This window comes from Cupriavidus sp. JZ107 (genome assembly GCF_053903255.1).
Genome location: NZ_CP096481.1, coordinates 2,506,403 through 2,527,078, shown reverse-complemented (window position 1 = coordinate 2,527,078; position 20,676 = coordinate 2,506,403). Strand labels below are relative to the sequence as shown.

Here is a 20,676-nt window from a genome sequence, read left to right as displayed (position 1 = left end):
GCGGGAGAGAGGGGCCGGGGGAGAGGGCAAGCGCCTCACCCCGCTTCCGCGATCCGCTTCGCGATATGGTCCAGCGCTTCCTCGACCTGATCGACCAGGATCAGGCACAGGTCGCCCGGCTGCAGGCGGCCCAGCGCGGTATCGATGGCGAGGAACTCGCCGCGGATCTCCTCGACCGCGCTGGCCCGCGTGGCACCCTGCAGCCCTTCGCGCAGCAGCGCCAGCACCTCGCCATCTTCGCGCCCGCGCTGGCACTGGTCCTGGTACAGCACCACGTCGTCGAACACGCCGCCGAGGATCTGCGTCTGGCGGCGGATGTCCTCGTCGCGGCGGTCGCCGGCGCCGCTGATCACCACCATGCGGCGGCGCGAGGGCATCGTCTCGATCGCGTTGCACAGTGCCTGGATCGCGTCCGGATTGTGGCCGTAGTCGGCGATCAGCGTCGCGCCGCGATAGTCGAACAGATTGAAGCGTCCCGGCGCGCTCGCCGCGTCGCTGACGAAGGTCGCCAGGCCGCGACGGATCACCGACCAGTCGATGCCCAGCGCCCATGCGGCCGCGGTCGCCGACATCGCGTTCTCGACCTGGAAGCCGATGCTGCCGCCGCGCGTCAGCGGAATATCCTTCAGCGCGATCCGCACCTGGGAGTCGCCCTCGGCGGCAACGAGCTCGTCGCCGTCGGTGAACACCACGCGCTTGCCTTGCGCGCGATGCGTGGCCAGCACCGGGTGCTCGGCATCGCGGGCGAAGAACGTCACCGCGCCCGGGCAGGCGTCGGCCATGCGCGCGACCATCGGATCGGCCGCGTTGAGCACCGCCATGCCGTGCGGCGCGACGTTCTGCACGATCACGCTCTTGAGCACCGCCAGGTCTTCGACCGTGCTGATATAGGAAAGCCCGAGGTGGTCGCCTTCGCCGACGTTGGTCACCACCGCGACATCGCAGCGGTCGAACGCCAGTCCTTCGCGCAGCAGGCCGCCGCGCGCGGTCTCGAACACGGCCGCGTCGACGTCGGGGTGCAGCAGCACATTGCGCGCGCTGCGCGGACCGCTGCAGTCGCCGGTGTCGATACGCTGGCCGTTGATATAGACGCCGTCGGTGCCGGTCATGCCCATGCGCAGGCCGCTGCCGGCCAGCAGGTGGGTGATCAGCCGGACCGTGGTGGTCTTGCCGTTGGTACCCGACACCGCGACGACCGGAATGCGGCCGTCGTCGCCGTCGGCGAACATCGTCGAGATGATCGCCTCGCCGACCGCGCGTCCCTTGCCGTAGGAGGGCTGCAGATGCATGCGCAGGCCCGGCGCGGCATTGACCTCGACGATGCCGCCGGCCTGTTCCTCGAACGGCTTCAGCACGGTTTCGCAGACCGCGTCGACGCCGCAGATATCGAGGCCGACCATCTGCGCCGCGGCCACCGCGCGCGCGGCCATCTCGGGATGCACGTCGTCGGTGACGTCGGTGGCGGTGCCGCCGGTCGACAGGTTCGCGTTGTTGCGCAGGATCACGCGCGTGCCCTTGGGCGGCACCGATTCCGCGGTCAGGCCTTGCTTGGCCAGCGTGGCCAGCGCGATATCGTCGAAGCGGATCTTGGTCAGCGAGGTCGCATGGCCCTCGCCGCGGCGCGGGTCGCGATTGACCTCGTCGACCAGCTGGCGCACGGTATGCACGCCGTCGCCGATCACCTGCGGCGGATCGCGCCGGGCCGCGGCGACCAGCTGGTTGCCGACCACCAGCAGGCGGAAGTCGTGCCCGGGGATATAGCGCTCGACGATCACGTCGCTGCTGATCTCGGCCGCGACCTCATAGGCGGCCATCACTTCCTCGCGCGTGCGGATGCGCACCGCGACGCCCTTGCCCTGGTTGCCGTCGCGCGGCTTGACCACCACCGGCGCGTCGATTTCCTGCGCCACTTCCCATGCCTCTTCGGCGCTGCTGACCGAGCGGCCCAGCGGCACCGGTACGCCGGCCGCGTGCAGCAGGCTCTTGGTCAGCTCCTTGTCCTGGGCAATCGATTCGGCGACCGCGCTGGTCATATCGGTTTCCGCGGCCTGGATGCGCCGCTGGCGGCTGCCCCAGCCGAATTGCACCATGCTGCCCTGCGTCAGGCGGCGATAGGGGATGCCCCGCGCGACCGCCGCATGGACGATCGAGCCGGTGCTCGGTCCGAGCCGCACGTCCTCGTCCAGTTCGCGCAGGCGGGACAGCGCATCGTCCAGGTCGAACGGCGTGTCGTCGCGCGCGGCGATGCACAGCTGCCGGGCCAGATCGAGTGCAAGGCGTCCAACCTCTTCTTCGCTGTACTGGACCACCACCTGATAGGTGCCGGGCTCGACCGTCGGCGAGGTACGGCTGAAGGTCACCGGGCAACCGGCGGCCGCCTGCAGCCGCAGCGTCGCGCATTCGAGCGCATGGGCCAGCGACGCATCGCCGTGCGCATCGTCGGGTCGCAGCGGGCCGATGTCGGGGAAGCGCGCGCGCAGGCGCTCCTCGAATCCCGGCAGGTCCTCGATCGTGCCCGCTTCATCGGGGCACGCGACGATCGCTTCGATCGCGGTGTGGCGGCACCACAGGTTCGGACCGCGCAGCGCGCGGATGCGTGAGACTTCCATCAATCAGTTTCCTATCGGTCGGCCGCCGGCCGGTCGGGGCGCGACCCCGCGGCAGGCGACCGTTCTATCCTTCAGCGCTTCAGCGTGTCAGAACCTCGGCGCCTTGCCTCTGATCATCGATGCCGGCCGGTCAACCGCGCCGGGCCGGCTGGCCCAGCCAATGGTGAACCTGGTCCAGCGTGGTGCCGATATCGGCCTCGTCGGCCTGCAACACCAGCAGATCGCCCGCCACCAGCTGCGACAGCGCGGCCTCGACGGCCTCGCGGCGGCTGCCCTGGTCGATGATCTTGCTGACGCGGCGGCCTTCGTACAGGCCCTTCTTCAGCAGCGCGCGCGCCTCGCTGTCGGGCAGCTTGCGCGCGACGCTGCGGTCCTCGCACAGGAACACGCGATCGAAGGCGGCGCCGAGCGCCTTGCCCTGTTCGATCAGGTCCGCGTCGCGGCGATCGGCGCCGGCGCCGAACACGGCGAGCCGGCGTTCGGACGGGAAGCGCTCCAGCGCCTTGGCCAAGGCCTCCAGCGCGGGGGCGTTGTGCGCGTCGTCGACGATCACGGTGGCGCCGTTGCGCTCGAACAGCGTAAAGCGGCCCGGCACGTCGAGCTGGCCGACATCGAAGGTCATCACGCCGGCGCGGATCAGCTCGTGCGAGATGCCCAGCGCCCACGCCGCGGCCACCGCCGCCAGCACGTTCTCGATCTGGAAGCCGACGCGGCCGGCATAGGTCAGCGGAATCGTCGCGACGTCGGCCAGCGGCATCTCGCTGTTGCCGGTGGCCAGCACGATGCGGCCGTCGCGCACGTAGACCGCGCGCTTGCCGGCCGCACGGTGCTGCGCGATCGCCGGCAGCTCGGCGCTGCCGCCGAAGAAGATCACGTCGCCGTCGCACAGCTCGGCCATCTCGACCACCAGCGGATCGCGCGCGTTGAGCACCGCGGCGCCGTGCTTGAGCACGACGTCGACCTGCGTGCGCAACACGCTGTACATCTTGTCGGCGTCCTCGATGTAGTAGTGGCCGAGGTGATCCGGAGTATCGATATTGGTGACCACGCCCACCAGGCAGCGGTCGTAGGCCAGGCCCTCGGACAGCATCGTGCCGCTGTCGTTCTCGAACACGGCGGCCTCGACGGCGCGGTTCTTCAGCACGCGGGTCGCGGCCTCCCAGTTGGCACGATCGCCGCCTTCGACCAGCCGGCGATCGAGGTAGAGGCCGTCGCTGCAGGCCAGCCCGGTATGGCGGCCGGACAGCTGCAGCAGACGCGCGACCAGCTTGGCCACCACGGTCTTGCCGTTGGTGCCGGTGATGCCGACCACCGGAATGCGGCCGTCGTCGGCCGGCGCGTCGCCGTCCGCGGCGGGCGGGAACAGGTGATCGACGATCGCGCGGCCCACGGGGCGCGGCGTGCCGGCGGCGGGCTTCAGATGCATCAGCAGGCCGGGGCCGGCATTGACCTCGACGATCGCGCCGCCTTGCTCGGCCAGCGGGCGCGAGATGTCCTCGGCGACCAGGTCGATGCCGGCGATATCGAGGCCCACCACGCGCGCGGCCAGCGCGGCATGCGCGGCGACGCTCGGATGGACCCGATCGGTGACGTCGAACGCCACGTTGCCGTTGCGCTGGATCAGCACATGGCGGCCCTCGGGCGGCACCGACTCGCCGGTAAAGCCCTGGCGCTTCAGTTCGAGGCGGGCGGCCGAGTCAAGCCGCACGCGGTTCAACGGATGATCCTCGGTGTTGCCGCGGCGCGGGTCGCAGTTGATCTGCAGCTCGATCAGCTCGTCGATGGTCGACTTGCCGTCGCCCACCACGCTGGCCGATTCGCCCATCGCCGCCGCGACCAGGCGGCCGCCGACCACCAGCAGGCGGTGCTCGTTGCCGGGCACGAAGCGCTCGACGATCACGCCGCTGCCCTCCTCGATGGCGACCGCATAGGCGGTCTGCACTTCCTCGCGGCTGAACAGGTTGGTGAACACGCCGCGGCCGTGATTGCCGTCGTAGGGCTTGACCACCACCGGCACGCCGATCTCCTCGGCGGCCTCCCAGGCATCCTCGGCGCTGTCTACCAGCCGGCCTTCGGGCACCGGCACGCCGCACGATTCGAGCAGCGACTTGGTCAGGTCCTTGTCCCGCGAAATGCTTTCGGCGATCGCGGGGGTGCGATCGGTCTCGGCGGTCCAGATGCGGCGCTGGCGCGCGCCGTGGCCCAGCTGGACCAGATTGCTGTCGGACAGGCGCAGCGCCGGGATACGGCGGTCGTCGGCGGCATAGACGATGCAGGCGGTGCTCGGGCCGAGCCAGTGGCGATCGATCAAACGGCGCAGTTCATCGACGGCGCCATCGACGTCGAAGGGACGGTCCTCGATCGCGGCCATCACCAGATCGCGCGCGAGGAACAGCGCGGCGCGTGCCACGCGCTCGTCCCAGGCGGTGACGATGACCTTGTAGACGCCGACCAGCGGCGTCTCGCGCGCCTTGCCGAAGCCGCCGGGCAGGCCGGCCAGGCTCTGCAGTTCCAGCGTCACATGCTCCATGATGTGCGCCGGCCAGGTGCCTTCCTTCAGCCGCTGCAGGAAGCCGCCGCGCTCGCCGATGCTGCAGCGGTGCTCGATCAGCGAAGGCAGCCAGGCCGTGAGGCGTTCGTAGAAGCCGGGAATCTTGTTGGAGGGGTATTCCTCCAGTTCTCCGATATCGACCCACGCCTCCAGCACCGGCCCATATGTCCACATATTGGGGCCGCGCAGCGACATGACATCGAATATCTCAATGTCCTTTTTCTTCATTGAATTAGCTTGAGGCATGGGCGATGCGCCCGTGGGGCGGAAGTCTAACCTTTCAATAACGTTACAGCGTAGACCTGGTTGACTTCCCGACGAAAAAGCGTTTGTGCGCCGCGACAGACGCTGCCGCGCCGATGTGGCTTCGATGTGGCTTATGTATACTTGCGCCGCGCTTGCGCCGATCCATCCTGCGACATATCGGCATCCTGGCAGCGCCCGCCATTTTTATTTGTATCAAGACATGTCGTTTCGACCGTCGACCGACCGCTTGCGCCATGCTCGCGCAGCTCGACGAAACGACGCCCGCTGTGCCGACCATGACCCTAGCCGCTACCTCCGTATCCTCGACCCCCACGCTGCCTGACCCCTGGCGCGTCTCGCTGGAGGCCGAACTCGGCTCCCACCGGGACCTGCACGGTGAAACGGTGCTGGCCTGGCTGGAGGTCGATCTCGACCGGCGGCTGCATTTTACAGAAGGCGTGGTAGTTGTCACCGACCGCCGCGTGCTGGCCCGGGGCAATGGACAGGACGGGAAGGACGGGCATGGCGGGCAGGACGGCTGGCGGCAATGGCCGATCGGCGCCGAACTGACGATGCACCATGGCGACCATGCGGGCGTCGGCACGCTGGAGCTGCAGGACCGCAACGGCCGGCTGGCGGCCTGGCACTACACGCTCGGCAACAATCCCGCGGCGCTGCGCCTGCTCGATACGTTCAACGCGCAGCGCGATCGTCTCGCCGCCGGCGCGGCCGCGCGCGAGCCGATCGAGGCCGAGGGCGTCTGCCCGACCTGCCGCGCGCCGCTGCCGCCGGGCGAGGACGAATGCCCGCAATGCAGCCGCGAACTGGAGACGCCTCCGTCGACCTGGGCGCTGCTGCGGCTGTGGCGCTTCGCCCGGCCCTACCGGATGCAGCTGCTGGCGGGCTTCGTGCTGACGCTGCTGTCGACCGGCGCCACGCTGGTGCCGCCGTACCTGACCATGCCGCTGATGGACAAGGTGCTGATCCCCTACCAGAACGGCGTGCCGATCGACTACGACCTGGTGCGGCTCTATCTGGGCGGCCTGCTCGGGGCGGCGCTGATCGCGTGGAGCCTGGGGTGGGCGCGCACCTATCTGCTGGCGCGGGTATCGGAGCGGATCGGCGCGGACCTGCGCACCACCACCTACGAGCACCTGCTGAAGCTGTCGCTCGAGTATTTCGGCGGCAAGCGCACCGGCGACCTGATGGCGCGCATCGGCAACGAGAGCGACCGCATCTGCGTCTTCCTGTCGCTGCATCTGCTCGACTTCTTCACCGACGTGCTGATGATCATGATGACGGCGGTCATCCTGATCTCGATCAACCCCTGGCTCGCGCTGGTCACGCTGGTGCCGCTGCCGTTCATCGCGTGGATGATCCACCAGGTCCGCGACCGGCTGCGCCATGGCTTCGAGAAGATCGACCGCAACTGGTCCGAGATCACCAACGTGCTGGCCGACACCATTCCGGGCATCCGCGTGGTCAAGGCCTTTGCGCAGGAACGCCGCGAGGTCGAGCGCTTTCGCGAGGCGAACCGGCACAACCTGGCGATCAACGATCGCGTCAATGCGGTGTGGTCGCTGTTCACGCCGACCGTGACGCTGCTGACCGAAGTCGGCCTGCTGGTGGTCTGGATCTTCGGCATCTGGCAGGTCTCTCGCGATGCGATCACGGTGGGCGTGCTGGTCGCCTTCCTGACCTATATCAGCCGCTTCTACACGCGGCTCGATTCGATGAGCCGCATCGTCTCGGTCACGCAGAAGGCCGCGGCCGGCGCCAAGCGGATCTTCGACATCCTCGACCACGTGTCGAGCGTGCCGGAGCCGGCGCGGCCCACGCAGCTGCCCCAGATCAGCGGCGCGATCGAGCTGCGCGATATCGGTTTCCGCTACGGCAGCCGCGCGGTGATCCGCGGGCTCGATCTGCAGATCCGTCCGGGCGAGATGATCGGCCTCGTCGGCCACAGCGGCTCGGGCAAGAGCACGCTGGTCAATCTGATCTGCCGCTTCTACGACGTGTCGGAAGGCGCGATCCGCGTCGACGGCGTCGATATCCGTTCGCTGGCGGTGGCCGACTACCGCCGCCATATCGGCCTCGTGCTGCAGGAGCCGTTCCTGTTCTTCGGCACCATCGCCGACAACATCGCCTATGGGCGGCCCGATGCAACGCGCGCCGAGATCATCGCCGCCGCGCGCGCGGCCCATGCGCACGAGTTCATCCTGCGGCTGCCGCACGGCTACGACTCGCTGGTCGGCGAACGCGGCCAGGCGCTGTCGGGCGGCGAGCGCCAGCGCATCTCGATCGCGCGTGCGCTGCTGATCGATCCGCGCATCCTGATCCTTGACGAGGCGACCTCGTCGGTCGACACCGCGACCGAGAAGGAAATCCAGAAGGCGCTGGACAATCTGGTGCAGGGCCGCACCACGATCGCGATCGCACACCGGCTGTCGACGCTGCGCAAGGCGGACCGGCTGGTGGTGATGGATCGCGGCCGCATCGTCGAGGTCGGCCCGCATGACGAGCTGATGGCGCGCGAGGGCGCCTACTACCGGCTGTACCAGGCGCAGGCCCGCAACGTCGATACCGATCCGGACGATCCGGTCGAGGTCAATACCGTCGCGCCCCATGTCACGGCCAGTGCCGCCGTCGTGCAATAAGGAAGTCCGATCATGCAAGCAAGCGAATCGACGACTGCGGTCGCATTCCCGTTCCAGCTGTCGCGCAATCCCTTCGGCCGTCTGGTATTGACGACCGCCGAGGGCGTGGTGCATGAGGGCGTGGTCGCCGTGCGCGCGTTCCCGATCACGGCACCGGACGATGGCATCGCGCTCGTCAGCGCCGAGGGCCACGAGCTGGCGTGGATCGAGCGCCTGGAGCACCTGCCGGCAAGCGCGCGCGCGATCGTCGAGGAAGAGCTGGGCGGGCGCGAATTCATGCCCGAGATCCGCCGCATCGTCAGCGTGTCGACCTTCGCCACGCCGAGCACCTGGCAGGTCGAGACCGATCGCGGCCCGACCCGGCTGGTGCTGCGGGGCGAGGAGGACATCCGCCGGCTGGCGGGCACCACGCTGCTGATCTCGGACAGCCACGGCATCCACTATCTGATCCGCAGCCTGCAATCGCTCGACAAGGCCAGCCGCAAGCTGCTCGACCGCTTCCTGTAGCGGCCGGCGCGCGGCCGGCGCTGCGGTCTCCAGTGGCGAGTCTCTTACGCCGCACCACCGAAATATCCAGATACAAAGCTGCGTTGCCGCCTCGCGCCCCCGGGTGTAACTTGCCATCGCTGTCCCAACCAACAAGGAGATCTCGATGAAGAGGAACCACATGTTGATGGGTTTGCTGGTGGCCGCGGGCGTGCTCGGTTCATCGGTCGGCCTGGCGCAATCCAGCTCCGGTGGCGGCTCGGCCGGCGCCGGCGGATACGGCGCAGGAGCGGGGGCCCCGCCCGAGTCGCAGCGGGGCGGCTCGCAGATGGGTGGGCCGCAGACGGGTGGCTCGGATACGCGCGGCTCGCAGATGGGTGGGCCGCAGACGGGCGGCTCGGATACGCGCGGCTCGCAGATGGGTGGCTCGCAGAGGGGGGGTGCGCAGATGGGCGGTCCATCGGGACGGGTCGCTCAACCCGGCGAGCGCGCCACGCCGTCGGCTACGCCCGGCGGCCCGGGCGCATCGGCCTCGCCGTATGCTTATGCGCCGGGCCAATGGAAGAAGGGCGATCGTTTGCCGGCCGCCTATCGCGATCGTCAGTACGTGATCGACGACTGGCGCTCGTTCCAGCTGGAACGCCCGCCGAAGGGGCACCAATGGGTCGGCGTCGGCAATGAGTTCCTGCTGGTCTCGACCCGCAACGGCACCATCGCCCGCGTCGTTACGGGGCAATAGCCCGGCAATCGTCGCCCCGGCAATCGTCTTGTCTCGGGCAACACGGCCCGCGCAGCGTGAGGACGCTGGCGCGGGTTCTTGTTTCAAGGCATCGCCAAAGAAAAAAGGACGTCAGAAGACGTCCTTTCTTTTTGGTGCGGGGCTGGGCCCCGCACGGTCTTAACGCGAGAAGCGCGAGCGGGCGGGGCGCTGGCCGCCGAAGCCGCCGCCGTTGGCGCCATGGCGATTGCCGTAGCCGCCGCGATTGCCGTCGCCGAAGCTGCGGGCACCATCGCGGCTGTCGCCACGATTTTCGCCACGATAGCCGCCACGGTTGCCGTCGCGGTCGCCGAAGCTGCGCTCGGCAGGCTTGCGGTCGCCGAACGGGCGGTCGCCATATTGACGATCGCCGAAGCTGCGCTCGCCGAACGGGCGATTGCCGTTGCCGCCATTGCCATAGCCACGCGATTCGCCGCCGAAGCTGCGCGGTGCCTGCTCGCGGTCGCCGCGATAGCCGCCACCGTTGCCGCCGCCGTTGCCGCCGCCGTTGCCGTAACCGCGCGACTCGCCGCCGCCGAACTTGCGCTCGCCGCCGCGATAGCCACCACCATTGCCCGGACGGCCGCCGCCCGGCTTGCCGCCGAAGCCGGTGCGCGGCTTGGGCGTACGGCGCGGTTCCAGGCCTTCGATCACCGACGCCGTGACGCGGTTGTTGGTGAAGCGCTCGATCCGCTTCCACTGGAAGGCATCGTTGTGGTTGACCAGGTTGATCGCCACGCCCGAGCGGCCCGCGCGGCCGGTACGGCCGATACGGTGCACATAGTCCTCGGCCTGCTTGGGCAGGTCGAAGTTCACCACATGGGTGATATCGGGCACGTCGATGCCGCGCGCCGCCACGTCGGTGGCGACCAGCACGCGCAGGTTGCCGCGGCGCAGTGCCGTCAGTGTGCGATTGCGCGCGCCCTGCGTCATGTCGCCGTGCAATGCGCCGGCGGCAAAACCGGTGTCCGACAGGCGCTCGGCCAGCGAATCGGCATCGCGCTTGGTCGCGGTGAACACGATCGCCTGCTTCAGCGACGCGTCGCGCAGCAGATGGTCGAGCAGGCGCTCCTTGTGCGACATGTCGTCGGTGAAGTGCAGGCGCTGCTCGATGTTGCTCTGATCGGCACGCGCCGCCGCGATTTCGATGCGCTGCGGGTCACGCAGCTGGCGCGCGGCCAGTTGCGCGATGCGGCCATCGACCGTCGCCGAGAACATCAGCGTCTGGCGGGTGGCCGGCGTCGCGGCGACGATCGCGTCGATGTCGTCGGAGAAGCCCATGTCCAGCATGCGGTCGGCCTCGTCGAACACCAGCATGTCGAGCTGCGACAGGTCGATGCGGCCGGCGTCGATATGGTCGAGCAGACGGCCCGGCGTTGCCACCAGGATGTCCGGCATCTTCGACAGCATCGCCAGCTGCTTCGGATAGGGCATGCCGCCCAGGATGCTCGCGCAGATGATGCGGCGCAGATGGCGGCCGTACTTGGCGGCCGCGTCGGTCACCTGCAGCGCCAGTTCGCGGGTCGGCGTCAGCACCAGCAGCGACGGCTGGGCCGGGGCCGGGCGAGGACGCTTGCCCTTCATCCGCTTGACGGGCTCGTCGGCGCGCGGGCGGTTCGGCGCGGGACGCTCCGAAATGCGCTGGATCGCCGGCAGCATGAACGCGGCGGTCTTGCCCGAGCCGGTCTGGCTCGACACCAGCAGGTCGCGGCCGGCCAGGAAGGCCGGGATCGCTTGTGCCTGTACCGGCGTCGGCGTGGTGTAGTTGGCCTCTGCCAGGGCGCGCAGGATCGCGGCGTCCAGGCCGAGCGCGGCGAAGCCGTCGGCGCTTACCGGTGCCGCAGGCGCTTCCTGCGGGTCGAGGATCGCCTGCAGGCGGTCCAGCGGGCTCGCTGCATTGGTGTTGGAAATATCGTTGGCGGAGGCAATAGGCTGCTCCGCACGGAAATCGTGCTGGGTCATGTCGTAAGGGTCTTGATGCATGGCACCCCTGCCATCGGGCAAGAGGTGGGCGCAGTGCAAAGTCTTAAAAAGGCTTCGGCGCCAATCGGAAGGCCGTGACGACAGACTCAGCTGGCAGTACGGCGGCAGGCAGGGGGCGACCGGTGCAAGACCGGAAGCCGGGTCCCTGGCAGGCAAACAGCGACGAGGCTGTTCAACAGGATCGGAGACGAGGCGGCGTCAAGTGAGATGGCGGCCTGGCAAGCGGCGGGTGGTCGAACACTACTGGAAAACGACCGGAGAACCGAGCGACAGAGCTTGAGAGCGGAAGCGGCATCGCCTCTGGCCCGTGGGGCTGGTCGGCGTGTGCACGGCTCGCATTGCGAACTCACGGGGCGCATTCTAGCAGAACCCGCAAATTCTTGCTGCACTGCGAAAACATGGTCCGCAAGCGCCTTTGGGCGGACATTCGCGAGGCCGCCGCTGGCGGGCGAGTCCACGTCTCTTGAATCCCCGAACCCCCGCCCTATACTCGCAGTGTCGACACGAAGTGCCGGCACGGATGCGGACAACCTCCCACCCGATGGCCGTCTTCAGCGAGTGCCTCGCTGTTCGCCATCGGTATCTCCGCAATGCACGCCAGCGCCTTCTTTCTCCGACTGTCCGGGTGGTCCGGATGGGCGGCCGCGACATCGGCGGAACCATGAGGAAGAGGACCTGTACCGTGGCTTGTGGCGATGCCGCCAGCGTCGACCCAGACTGCCCGGCCCGTCCGCAGCCAGCCCGCCAGGACATTGGCGGGCTTTTCATTTGCGCGGGAGTTGGCGCCACGATGCGGGCTCGACGCCAGATCGCACCCGCGACGCAGCTCCGCGCGCGAAATCGCACATTTCCTGGTGCCGGCGAGACGCTCCCCGCCAAGTGACTTTGCTATACTCCGCCCCTGCCTCGGCCGATGGCCGAGCGCGCGGGTTCACCGGTTCGACGGTGGCCGCATCCCAGGGCGTCGCAGCGATGCCCGTCTATCCGCTCGCCGTAGTTCAATGGATAGAACGAGCGCCTCCTAAGCGCTAGATACAGGTTCGATTCCTGTCGGCGGGACCAATCCCCATATCCGTATTCGCATCGCCCCGTTTCCACGCGGTTGCCGCTCGCAATCCGCGACGCCGGACGCCGCGCGTGCTGTCATGGCCGAGCGTCGGCATCCGGCAGGACCGAATGGCTATCGACGATCAGGCGCCGTCGAGGAACGGACTGCGCTGGCCCAGGCGCGTGCCCAGCGCATCCGGCGGCAGGCTCATGCTGGCCGGATCGATGGCAGGGTCGGTGCTCGCCATGCCCGTTTGCGCGGCAGGCGCGGCGGCTTGCGTGTACGGATCGCCGGAGACCGGCGCGGCGGCTGGAGCTTGCGCCGTTGCCGCGGGCATGCCCTGCATCGGCTGGGCCGACGGCATCGACTGCGTGGCAGGCGCGGACTGGATCGATTGCGCGGATTGCCCGGATTGCGCGGATTGTGCGTATGGCGAGGATTGGGTGGACTGCATCGGCTGCATCGTCTGCGCGGCCGGCATCGGCTGAGTCGGCTGCATCGGCTGGGACTGCTGCGCGAGCAGCGGGTACGACGCGATCATCGCGCCAGCCATCAACAGGGATTTCGCCAGATGTTGCTTCATTCGTGTACCTCCATCAAAACGCCTACAGGCAAGGGAGGAATCACTGTAGCGGCGAGGCGTCTGACATTCTGTTCGATTTTGCAACGGTGATTTACGAGCCTTGTCATCGGCGCCAATGCGGCTTACAACCACGCGCGCAACACTGCGTGCCGCGCTGGCATGCATGTCAAACCAGCGCGAACGCAAGGGCTCGACGTAAATGGGCCAGTGTAGAATCGGCGGCCTGTTGCGGTAGCGCGTGAACCAGCTCTGACGCCGCGGTCGAGCGCCTTCTCGGAGTCGGCAACATGGACGGACAACAAGAAGCGATCCCCTGCGTGCCTCGGACCGGCACCGTCGATGCGCGGATGGCCCATCGATGAAAGCCATCGCGCATCCCCCACGCATCGTCGCGATGGTCTTCCTGCTGGCGATCGCGGCCGGCACGCTGTTGCTGCGCTTGCCGATATCCCAGGCCGACGGGGACTCCGTGCCGTGGCTGACGGCGCTGTTCACCGCGGTATCCGCGATCTGCGTGACGGGCCTGCTGGTCGTCGACACCGGCAGCTACTGGTCCGGCTTCGGCCAGGCCGTGATTCTCGTGCTGTTCCAGATCGGCGGCTTCGGCATGATGACCGCGGCGACGCTGCTGGGCCTGATGGTCAACCGCTCGCTGCGGCTGCGCACCAAGCTGATCACGCAGGTCGAAACGCGCTCGCTCGGCGTTGGCGACGTGACCAGCGTGGCGCGGCTGGTGCTGGTGGTGACGCTGGCATCCGAGGCCGTGGTCACGGCGCTGCTTGCCTTGCGGCTTCGCTACGGCCATGACTTGCCATGGGGCGATGCCATCTGGAGCGGACTGTTCCATGCGGTGTCCGCCTTCAACAACGCCGGCTTTTCGATCCATGCGGACAGCCTGACGCGCTATGCCGCCGATGCGCTGATCCTGATTCCGGTGATGATCGCCGTCGTGGTCGGCGGTATCGGTTTCCCGGTGCTGCACGATGTCCGGCGCAAGGCGCGCAGTCCCCATCATTGGTCCCTGCATACCAAGCTGACCCTGGCCGGCACCGCGGTGCTGCTGGCGATGGGCTTTGTCGGGGTCCTGCTGTTCGAATGGACCAATCCGAATACGCTGGGGCCGATGTCGGCCGGCGACAAGCTGCTGACCGCGGCGTTCGCCTCGGTATCCGCGCGGACGGCCGGCTTCAATACCGTGGACATCGGCGTGCTGACGCCCGAGACATGGGCGCTCCACTACTTCCTGATGTTCGTCGGCGGCGGCAGCGCCAGCACAGCCGGGGGCGTCAAGGTGGGCACGATCGCGATCCTGGCGCTGCTGGTGTTCGCCGAAATCCGCGGCCAAAGCGATTGCGAGGCATACGGCCGCCGGCTGGGCGCATCGGCCCAGCGCCAGGCCATCACGGTGCTGGTGCTCGGCAGCGCGCTGGTCACCCTCGGTACACTGGTGTTGCTGCGCACGACCGATATTCCGACCGATCAGGTGATCTTCGAGGTCATCGCCGCCTTCGGCACGACGGGCCTGTCGACGGGCATCACCGGGGATCTGCCGGCGCCGGCCCAGTTCACGCTGGTGCTGCTGATGTACGCCGGGCGCGTGGGCACCATCACGCTGGCCGCGTCGCTGGTATTGGGCGAGCGCCGCATGCCGTTCCGCTATCCCGAGGAGCATCCAATTGTTGGCTAGATTATTTACCGAGCAGTTCTCGTTCTCGAAGGGCGACAGCGTGGTCGTGATCGGGCTCGGCCGCTTCGGCAGCTCGGTCGCGCAATCGCTGATGCGCCTGGGCCACGACGTGATGGGCCTGGACAAGGAAGCGGAGCCGGTGCAGGTCTGGGGCAACTACCTGACGCATGCGGTGCAGGCCGATTCCACCAACGTCAACGTGATGCGCCAGCTCGGCGTGGCCGACTTCGCCCATGCCATCGTCGGCATCGGCTCGGACCTCGCCGCCAGCCTGATGACGATCATGACGCTGACCGAACTCGACATCAAGGACATCTGGGTCAAGGCGATGTCGGCCGAGCATGGGCAGATCGCGCAGCGCATCGGCGCGCATCACGTGGTCTATCCGGAAGCCGACATGGGCGAGCGCGTCGCGCACCTGATCACCGGCCGCATGATGGATTTCATCGAGTTCGACGACGGTTTCGCGATCGCCAAGGTCCATGCGCCGGCGTCGACCCACAACCAGACGCTGGCGCAATCCGGCGTGCGCGAGAAGTCCGGCGTCACGGTGGTCGGCGTCAAGCGCGCCAACGAGGATTTCCAGCACGCCACGCCAAGCACGCGCGTATTGCCGGGCGATCTGCTGATCGTGTCGGGCCCGACGCGCAAGATCCAGTCGTTCGCGGGCGACGTCACCAAGCGCTAGTGGACGGTCCCGGGGCAGCATGACGAGCTGACTCGATCAAGCGCGCCGCCTGCTGGCACTGGCGCAGACGGGCCTGCACGACGGCCGCGATTCCCTCGATGCCGAGGGTGGCTGCGCGTTCCCCGGTCAGCCGCGCAGGCGCGCCAGCACGGCCCGATTCCATTCCTGGATCTGATCCTCGCAGGCCTGCGGATATGCCAGTCCGGTACGCTCGGCCACCTCTCGCCCGAGGCGCCCATAGAGCTCGACCGTGGCGTCGAAAGCGCGCCGGGCATCCGCGGTGTCGAAGCGTCCGAAAACCTGCTGCATCGCATGCCATGTATCGCGATCGGTCCACTGGTCCATGTGCAGGCCGTTGTGCCAGACGTCGACCTTGCCGCCGTGCAGCGCCAGCGCATGCCATTGCGCCATGCACAGCAGCAACGTCTTCATCGTCCAGTCGCGCTGCTTGACCAGCCACAGTTCGCCGCGCACCAGATAGCGCGGGACATGGAACGCTTCAAACCAGAACTCTTCGACACTGGCCTGGAATTCCTGCTGTGACGGCAGGCCTTGCAACGGGAAGCGATACGGCGCAGGCGGCAGCGAGCCGGTCACGCTGGCCTTGTCGAGCAGGACGCGATAGCCGCGGGCATACAAGCCGTCCAGGCCCTCGGGGCCCGTCATCCGTTCCAGCCGTTCGATACCGGCGACGGTGAAGTCAATCTTGACGCCGCCCCGGTATATCGCCAGCCGCGTCGGCCAAGGCTGATCGTCGCCGGCCTCGAGGCGCAACACCGTGATCAGCGCGCCAATCTGGTGGAGCCACTCGTCGTCGCGCGCCAGCGTATCGGGATCGGACGAGATGATTTCGATATCGAGATCGGAATACTCGTCCGCGGAATCGTCGCGTCGTGCCAGCGAACCCGTCTGGATCACCGCCAGGACCGCGTCCGTGGCGCTCGCCCAATCCAGTACCGACTGCAGATAGCCGTCTCGTGATGTCATGCGACGCTCAGCAGCCGCGCGCCAGCATCCGATGAGCCTTGGCATAGGCGCGCAGCGCATCATTGATGCGCGTTTGCCACCCGTCGCCGGTTGCCTTGAATGCCTGCAGCACGTCAGGATCGAGTCGCAGGGTTTGACTGACTTTGCGTTCGGCCGCCGGAAGGGCAGGGCGACCCCGTCGCTTGATCAGCGCCTCAACGTTTTTCTCGCCAAGCACTTCGGCCAATGCTTCACGTGCCGGACGCATACGCTTGATCTGCTCGGTCGTCAGTTCGACCGCATCCGGATCGCCCGCAATGCCGCGCGCGATGGCGGCGTTCTCGTGGGCGGCCGGCATGGTCAGCTTAGATTTCCTGTTCATAGTCTCGCACCTCTCGGAAATTGGCTTTGCGTAGACTGATGGCCCGCAGCGTGTCGCCTCGTATGGTGAAGACCAGACAGTGCAGGCGGGTACCGATCGGGCCGTAGGCGATGTAGCGTGTTTCGCCGTATTGCCTGCGTTCATCTATTGCAATCAATGCCTTGTCGAAATCCATCAGGCCTGCGTCGGCCAAGGACATGCCGTGCTGGCGCACGTTGCGGCTGTCTTTCACGCAGTCGAACTCGATTTCCATGGATTATTGTAGTAGCAAAAAATATGTTGAACAAGATTTTTGCTACTACGCTAAATCGCCGAAATCGGCTGCGCTTGTGCCGAGTTGACGAAAGCTGTCGGGAACAGGCCGTAGTTGGAGCGGATGCGCCGTTGTCTCAATGCTCCGGCGCGCCGCGAAGCCCCAAGTCTGCGTTGACCTTCAACGGCCTTCCCGCGGCCGCAGCACCCACAGCGCGACGATCCCGCCCACCACGCCCCAGAACGCCGAGCCGATGCCGACCAGCGTCATGCCGGAGGCCGTGATCATGAAGGTCAGCAGCGCGGCCTCGCGCTCGCCAGCGTTTTGCATCGCCGTGGTCAGGCCGCTGGCGATCGAGCCGAGCAGCGCGAACGCCGCCACGGCGATCACCAGCGCCTGCGGGAAGGCAGCGAACAGCGCCGCGATGCTGGCGGCCAGCGTCCCGGCGACCAGGTAGCCGATGCCGCAGACCACCGCGGCGGTGTAGCGCCGCGCCGGGTCCGGGTGCGCCTCGCTGCCGGTGCAGATCGCCGCCGTGATCGCAGCGAGGTTGATGCCGTGCGAACCGAACGGGGCCAGTACCGCCGAGGCCAGGCCCGTCACGGTGATCAGCGGCGACGCCTTGACGTGATAGCCGTCGGCCCGCAGCACGGCCAGGCCCGGAATGTTCTGCGATGCCAGCGCGACGATGAACAGCGGGATCGCGATGCTGACGAAGGCCTGCAGCGAGAACGCCGGCGTGGTCCATACCGGCGCCGCCACCGCGAAATGGAACTGTTCGAAATGCAATTGTCCGAGCATGCCCGCCAGCGCGACGCCGATCACCAGCACACCGGGTACCGCATAGCGCGGCCACCAGCGCTTGCCCAGCAGATAGACCGCGAACATCGGCAACAGCAGCAGCGTCTGGTGCTGCGCCTGCACGAACACGTCGATGCTGATGCGAAACAGGATGCCGGCCAGCAGCGCCGCCGCGATGCTGGCCGGCAGCGCGCGCATCAGCCGGTCGAACCAGCCGGTCAGGCCGGCAGCCGTCATCAGCAGCGCCGCCAGCAGGAAGGCGCCGATCGCTTCGGCGTAGGGCACGCCGGGCAGGCTGGCAATCAGCAGCGCCGCGCCGGGCGTGGACCAGGCGATCACGATCGGCACGCGCGTGACCAGCGACAGGCCGATCGTGGTCACGCCCATGCCGATCGACAGCGCCCAGATCCACGAGGCGATCTGCGCGTCGCTCAGATGCGCGGCCTGTCCGGCCTGGATCATCAGCACCAGCGAACTGGTGTAGCCGGTCAGCATGGAGACCAGTCCGGCGACGAAGGCCGAAATGGAGAGATCGGTGACTTTGAGCGTGGCGGAGGGCATGGCGATTTGTTTCAGTCGGTGCGGTCGGTCGCATATTGCGGGAACAACCGCCGTTGCGGCGATCGGCAACGGCAGACGCAATGCGAAGAGCGTGGCGATCGGGCCAGCAGTGCGTTGAAGGCGACATCTTCGCACGAGCGCGCGATGCCGTCGCTGCGGCGAGCGGGCCGCCGCCGGACTACAGGCGTTTTCCCTTACGGATTTGTCCGACTGGAGCGCCCATCGCGGTCCCGATACAGTGAGGCCGTGCCTTGGGAGCAGGGCACCGAGGAGAGACTCTTCAGCCCGCCTATGTCGCGGGCTGTTCTTTTTTTTGGGCCGCCGCTCGGCCCACCGAGGCACCTCCCGCGACCCGCCGCTACACATCGACCCCACGCCGCCTTCACATTCGCGCGCGACACTGCGCTGCCTGTCACCGACGCAACAGGAGCCCGGCATGATGCCATCCCGTCCCGCAGTGTCCGTTCCGAAGTCCGCTTCCGCCAGCCCTCTGGATAGCGCCTCCACCGTCTCGCGGTTTCCCGCCAGCACTGCCGACTACGACGTGATCGTCGTCGGCGCGAGCTTCGCCGGCGCGGCATGCGCGCTGGCGGCTGCCCGTGCCGGCCTGCGCGTGGCGGTGCTCGAGCGCAAGAGTGATCCGGGCGCGAAGCTCCATACCACCGGCATCGTGGTCAAGGAAGCGGCCGAGCGCACCTGGCTGGGCCGCGCGCCGGCGCACTGCTTCCGCCGCGTCGAGCAGGTCCGGCTCTATTCGCCGGCGCTGCGCAGCCTGCGGCTGGACGCCCCCGGTTACTACTTCCTGACCACCGACACGCCGGCGCTGATGCGCTGGCTGGTCGACGAGCTGGTGCGGCATGGCGTGGCGGTGCACCTGGGCACGCCATTCGTGCAGGCAATGCGCGACGGCGACCGCTGGCGCATTCCGGGCATCGGCCGCACGCGCTACCTGGTCGGCGCCGACGGCGCCAGGTCACGCGTGGCGGCCTGGCTGGGCCTGCCTGGCCCGCGTGACTTCCTCTATGGCATCGAGTACGAATTCGACGGCCTGATGCTGCCCGAGCCCGGGGCCCTGCATTGCTTCGTCGGCAAGCGCTTTGCACCCGGTTATCTGGGCTGGGCCGCGCAGACACCCACCGGCGTGCAGATGGGCGTGGCGCTGCGGCGGCGCCGGCGCGGCCCGCGCACGCCGGATATCGACGGATTCCTGGCCCGCGTGCGTCATCTGCTCGGCGTGCCCGACGACGCGGTGCCGGCGTCGACGCGCGCCGGCCTGATTCCCTGCGGCGGCCCGGTGCTGCCGCTGGGCCGCGATGGCGTGCTTTTGGCGGGCGATGCGGCCGGCGTGGTGTCGCCGGTCACCGCCGGCGGCATCCATTCGGCGTGGGAACACGGCGAGACGATCGCCGCCGCGATCGCCGCGCATCTGCGCGATGGACGGCCGGCGCCGGAGCGCGCCGTCCCGCGCGCCACGCCGCGCTTTCGCGCAAAGCGCGCGCTGCGCTGGCTGTTCGACCGCTGCCAATCCGACCGCCTGTTCGAGTGGATGCTGTATTCGCCGCCGCTGCGCTGGGCCGCGCAACGGCTCTATTTCCACCGCCGGCGCCAGCGGCACGGCGGGGCGGCCGTCGGCGCGCTCGACTAGAATGACGGACCCGTTTCCCCCCTCTCATTTCCTGCCGCAGCCGCCCGCAAGTCCTCGATGCAAGCCAACGCCACGCATGCCCCGTCGATCCTCGTGGTCGACGACGAGTCCGCCATTGCCGATACGATTCTCTATGCGCTGCGCACCGAGGGTATGCAGGTCGAGCATTGCGCGCTGGGCGGCGAGGCGATCGCGCGGCTGCGCGCGCAAGCGGTCGATCTGGTGATCCTCGACGTGGGCTTGCCGGACCTGAATGGCTTCGAGGTCTGCCGCACGCTGCGCACCTTTTCCGATGTGCCGGTGATTTTCCTGACCGCGCGCCACGAGGAGATCGACCGTGTCGTCGGGCTGGAGATCGGCGCGGACGACTATGTGGTCAAGCCGTTCTCGCCGCGCGAACTCGCGGCGCGCGTGCGCGTGATCCTGCGCCGCATGCGCGGCCGGGGCGAGGGCGCCGCGCCGGCGGGCGGACAGGATGCGGTGCCGCCGTTGCTGCACGATCGCGACGGCGCCCGGCTCGCCTACCGCGGCCAGTGGCTCGACCTGACCCGCTACGAATACCGGCTGCTCGCGCTGCTGGCCGACCATCCGGGCCGCATCTACTCGCGCGCGCAGCTGATGGACCTGGTCTGGGACGACGCGCTCGATACCAGCGACCGCACGGTGGACACCCATATCAAGACGCTGCGCGCCAAGCTGCGCGCCGCCGGCGACGAGGACCCGATCCGCACCCATCGCGGCATGGGTTACTCGCTGGCCATCTGAGCGGGACC

General features: G+C 68.1%; 15 protein-coding genes and 1 tRNA gene. 8 read left to right on the top strand and 8 right to left on the bottom strand.

Going from position 1 to position 20,676, the window contains the following annotated elements; translation table 11 throughout:
* Positions 1-35 precede the first annotated feature (35 nt).
* A complete protein-coding gene (cphA, locus tag M1D55_RS21095; RefSeq protein ID WP_456281749.1) occupies positions 36-2,609 on the bottom strand; it encodes a cyanophycin synthetase in 2,574 nt (857 codons plus the stop codon).
* A gap of 130 nt (positions 2,610-2,739) precedes the next feature.
* Positions 2,740-5,388, bottom strand: coding sequence for a cyanophycin synthetase (cphA, locus tag M1D55_RS21090; RefSeq protein WP_456281748.1), 2,649 nt, complete (start codon positions 5,386-5,388; stop codon positions 2,740-2,742).
* Positions 5,389-5,702: 314 nt separating this feature from the next.
* Here cphA (M1D55_RS21090) and M1D55_RS21085 point away from each other — a divergent pair, with 314 nt between their 5' ends.
* From M1D55_RS21085 to M1D55_RS21075, 3 genes are all read left to right on the top strand, one after another.
* A complete protein-coding gene (locus M1D55_RS21085) occupies positions 5,703-8,063 on the top strand; it encodes a cyanophycin metabolism-associated ABC transporter (RefSeq protein ID WP_456281747.1) in 2,361 nt (786 codons plus the stop codon).
* Positions 8,064-8,075: 12 nt separating this feature from the next.
* Positions 8,076-8,570, top strand: coding sequence for a cyanophycin metabolism-associated DUF1854 family protein (locus tag M1D55_RS21080; protein ID WP_456281746.1), 495 nt, complete (start codon positions 8,076-8,078; stop codon positions 8,568-8,570).
* Positions 8,571-8,715: 145 nt separating this feature from the next.
* Positions 8,716-9,288 (top strand): RcnB family protein, encoded by a 573-nt coding sequence (locus tag M1D55_RS21075; RefSeq protein ID WP_006576842.1) that lies wholly within the window; start codon positions 8,716-8,718, stop codon positions 9,286-9,288.
* 159 nt (positions 9,289-9,447) lie between these two features.
* Here the strand turns inward: M1D55_RS21075 and M1D55_RS21070 are convergent, their stop codons facing one another.
* Positions 9,448-11,268 (bottom strand): DEAD/DEAH box helicase, encoded by a 1,821-nt coding sequence (locus M1D55_RS21070; protein ID WP_456282744.1) that lies wholly within the window; start codon positions 11,266-11,268, stop codon positions 9,448-9,450.
* A 1,008-nt stretch (positions 11,269-12,276) separates the two neighbouring features.
* On the opposite strand from M1D55_RS21070, the gene M1D55_RS21065 reads away from it, so the two are divergent.
* Positions 12,277-12,351 (top strand) — tRNA-Arg (locus M1D55_RS21065).
* A 128-nt stretch (positions 12,352-12,479) separates the two neighbouring features.
* Here the strand turns inward: M1D55_RS21065 and M1D55_RS21060 are convergent.
* Entirely contained in the window at positions 12,480-12,920 is a 441-nt protein-coding gene (locus tag M1D55_RS21060) for a hypothetical protein (protein ID WP_456281745.1), read from the bottom strand.
* A 358-nt stretch (positions 12,921-13,278) separates the two neighbouring features.
* Here M1D55_RS21060 and M1D55_RS21055 point away from each other — a divergent pair, with 358 nt between their 5' ends.
* Both M1D55_RS21055 and M1D55_RS21050 read left to right on the top strand, forming a co-directional pair.
* Positions 13,279-14,607: a TrkH family potassium uptake protein gene (locus M1D55_RS21055; RefSeq protein ID WP_456281744.1), complete on the top strand. Its 1,329-nt coding sequence runs from the start codon at positions 13,279-13,281 to the stop codon at positions 14,605-14,607.
* Positions 14,597-15,295: a potassium channel family protein gene (locus M1D55_RS21050; protein WP_023264703.1), complete on the top strand. Its 699-nt coding sequence runs from the start codon at positions 14,597-14,599 to the stop codon at positions 15,293-15,295. The genes M1D55_RS21055 and M1D55_RS21050 overlap by 11 nt, the downstream gene beginning before the upstream one ends.
* Before the next feature lie 126 nt (positions 15,296-15,421).
* Here M1D55_RS21050 and M1D55_RS21045 read toward each other — a convergent pair whose 3' ends face one another.
* From M1D55_RS21045 to M1D55_RS21030, 4 genes are all read right to left on the bottom strand, one after another.
* On the bottom strand, positions 15,422-16,282 hold the full coding sequence (locus tag M1D55_RS21045; protein WP_456281743.1) for an aminoglycoside 6-adenylyltransferase: 861 nt from the start codon (positions 16,280-16,282) through the stop codon (positions 15,422-15,424).
* 7 nt (positions 16,283-16,289) lie between these two features.
* Positions 16,290-16,619, bottom strand: a complete 330-nt coding sequence (locus M1D55_RS21040; protein WP_456281742.1) for a BrnA antitoxin family protein — start codon at positions 16,617-16,619, stop codon at positions 16,290-16,292.
* Positions 16,620-16,626: 7 nt separating this feature from the next.
* Complete coding sequence (locus M1D55_RS21035; RefSeq protein WP_043440957.1) at positions 16,627-16,896, bottom strand: BrnT family toxin; 270 nt, start codon at positions 16,894-16,896, stop codon at positions 16,627-16,629.
* Between the two features lie 180 nt (positions 16,897-17,076).
* The gene (locus M1D55_RS21030) at positions 17,077-18,258 is read right to left on the bottom strand and encodes a benzoate/H(+) symporter BenE family transporter (RefSeq protein WP_456281741.1); all 1,182 of its coding nucleotides are present in this window, start codon (positions 18,256-18,258) and stop codon (positions 17,077-17,079) included.
* A 436-nt stretch (positions 18,259-18,694) separates the two neighbouring features.
* Between M1D55_RS21030 and M1D55_RS21025 the strand changes: the two genes are divergently transcribed.
* Both M1D55_RS21025 and creB read left to right on the top strand, forming a co-directional pair.
* On the top strand, positions 18,695-19,903 hold the full coding sequence (locus M1D55_RS21025; protein WP_456281740.1) for an NAD(P)/FAD-dependent oxidoreductase: 1,209 nt from the start codon (positions 18,695-18,697) through the stop codon (positions 19,901-19,903).
* 57 nt (positions 19,904-19,960) lie between these two features.
* Positions 19,961-20,668, top strand: coding sequence for a two-component system response regulator CreB (creB, locus tag M1D55_RS21020; protein ID WP_064572915.1), 708 nt, complete (start codon positions 19,961-19,963; stop codon positions 20,666-20,668).
* The last annotated feature ends 8 nt before the right edge of the window (positions 20,669-20,676 follow it).

Excerpts from the sequence above, each read along its gene's own strand:
- M1D55_RS21080 (WP_456281746.1), top strand. The coding sequence starts at position 8,076 with ATGCAAGCAAGCGAATCGACGACTGCGGTCGCATTCCCGTTCCAGCTG.
- cphA (WP_456281748.1), bottom strand. The coding sequence starts at position 5,388 with ATGAAGAAAAAGGACATTGAGATATTCGATGTCATGTCGCTGCGCGGC.
- M1D55_RS21055 (WP_456281744.1), top strand. The coding sequence starts at position 13,279 with ATGAAAGCCATCGCGCATCCCCCACGCATCGTCGCGATGGTCTTCCTG.
- M1D55_RS21030 (WP_456281741.1), bottom strand. The coding sequence starts at position 18,258 with ATGCCCTCCGCCACGCTCAAAGTCACCGATCTCTCCATTTCGGCCTTC.
- creB (WP_064572915.1), top strand. The coding sequence starts at position 19,961 with ATGCAAGCCAACGCCACGCATGCCCCGTCGATCCTCGTGGTCGACGAC.
- M1D55_RS21040 (WP_456281742.1), bottom strand. The coding sequence starts at position 16,619 with ATGCCGGCCGCCCACGAGAACGCCGCCATCGCGCGCGGCATTGCGGGC.
- M1D55_RS21025 (WP_456281740.1), top strand. The coding sequence starts at position 18,695 with ATGATGCCATCCCGTCCCGCAGTGTCCGTTCCGAAGTCCGCTTCCGCC.
- M1D55_RS21060 (WP_456281745.1), bottom strand. The coding sequence starts at position 12,920 with ATGAAGCAACATCTGGCGAAATCCCTGTTGATGGCTGGCGCGATGATC.
- cphA (WP_456281749.1), bottom strand. The coding sequence starts at position 2,609 with ATGGAAGTCTCACGCATCCGCGCGCTGCGCGGTCCGAACCTGTGGTGC.
- M1D55_RS21045 (WP_456281743.1), bottom strand. The coding sequence starts at position 16,282 with ATGACATCACGAGACGGCTATCTGCAGTCGGTACTGGATTGGGCGAGC.
- M1D55_RS21035 (WP_043440957.1), bottom strand. The coding sequence starts at position 16,896 with ATGGAAATCGAGTTCGACTGCGTGAAAGACAGCCGCAACGTGCGCCAG.
- M1D55_RS21085 (WP_456281747.1), top strand. The coding sequence starts at position 5,703 with ATGACCCTAGCCGCTACCTCCGTATCCTCGACCCCCACGCTGCCTGAC.
- M1D55_RS21070 (WP_456282744.1), bottom strand. The coding sequence starts at position 11,268 with ATGACCCAGCACGATTTCCGTGCGGAGCAGCCTATTGCCTCCGCCAAC.
- M1D55_RS21075 (WP_006576842.1), top strand. The coding sequence starts at position 8,716 with ATGAAGAGGAACCACATGTTGATGGGTTTGCTGGTGGCCGCGGGCGTG.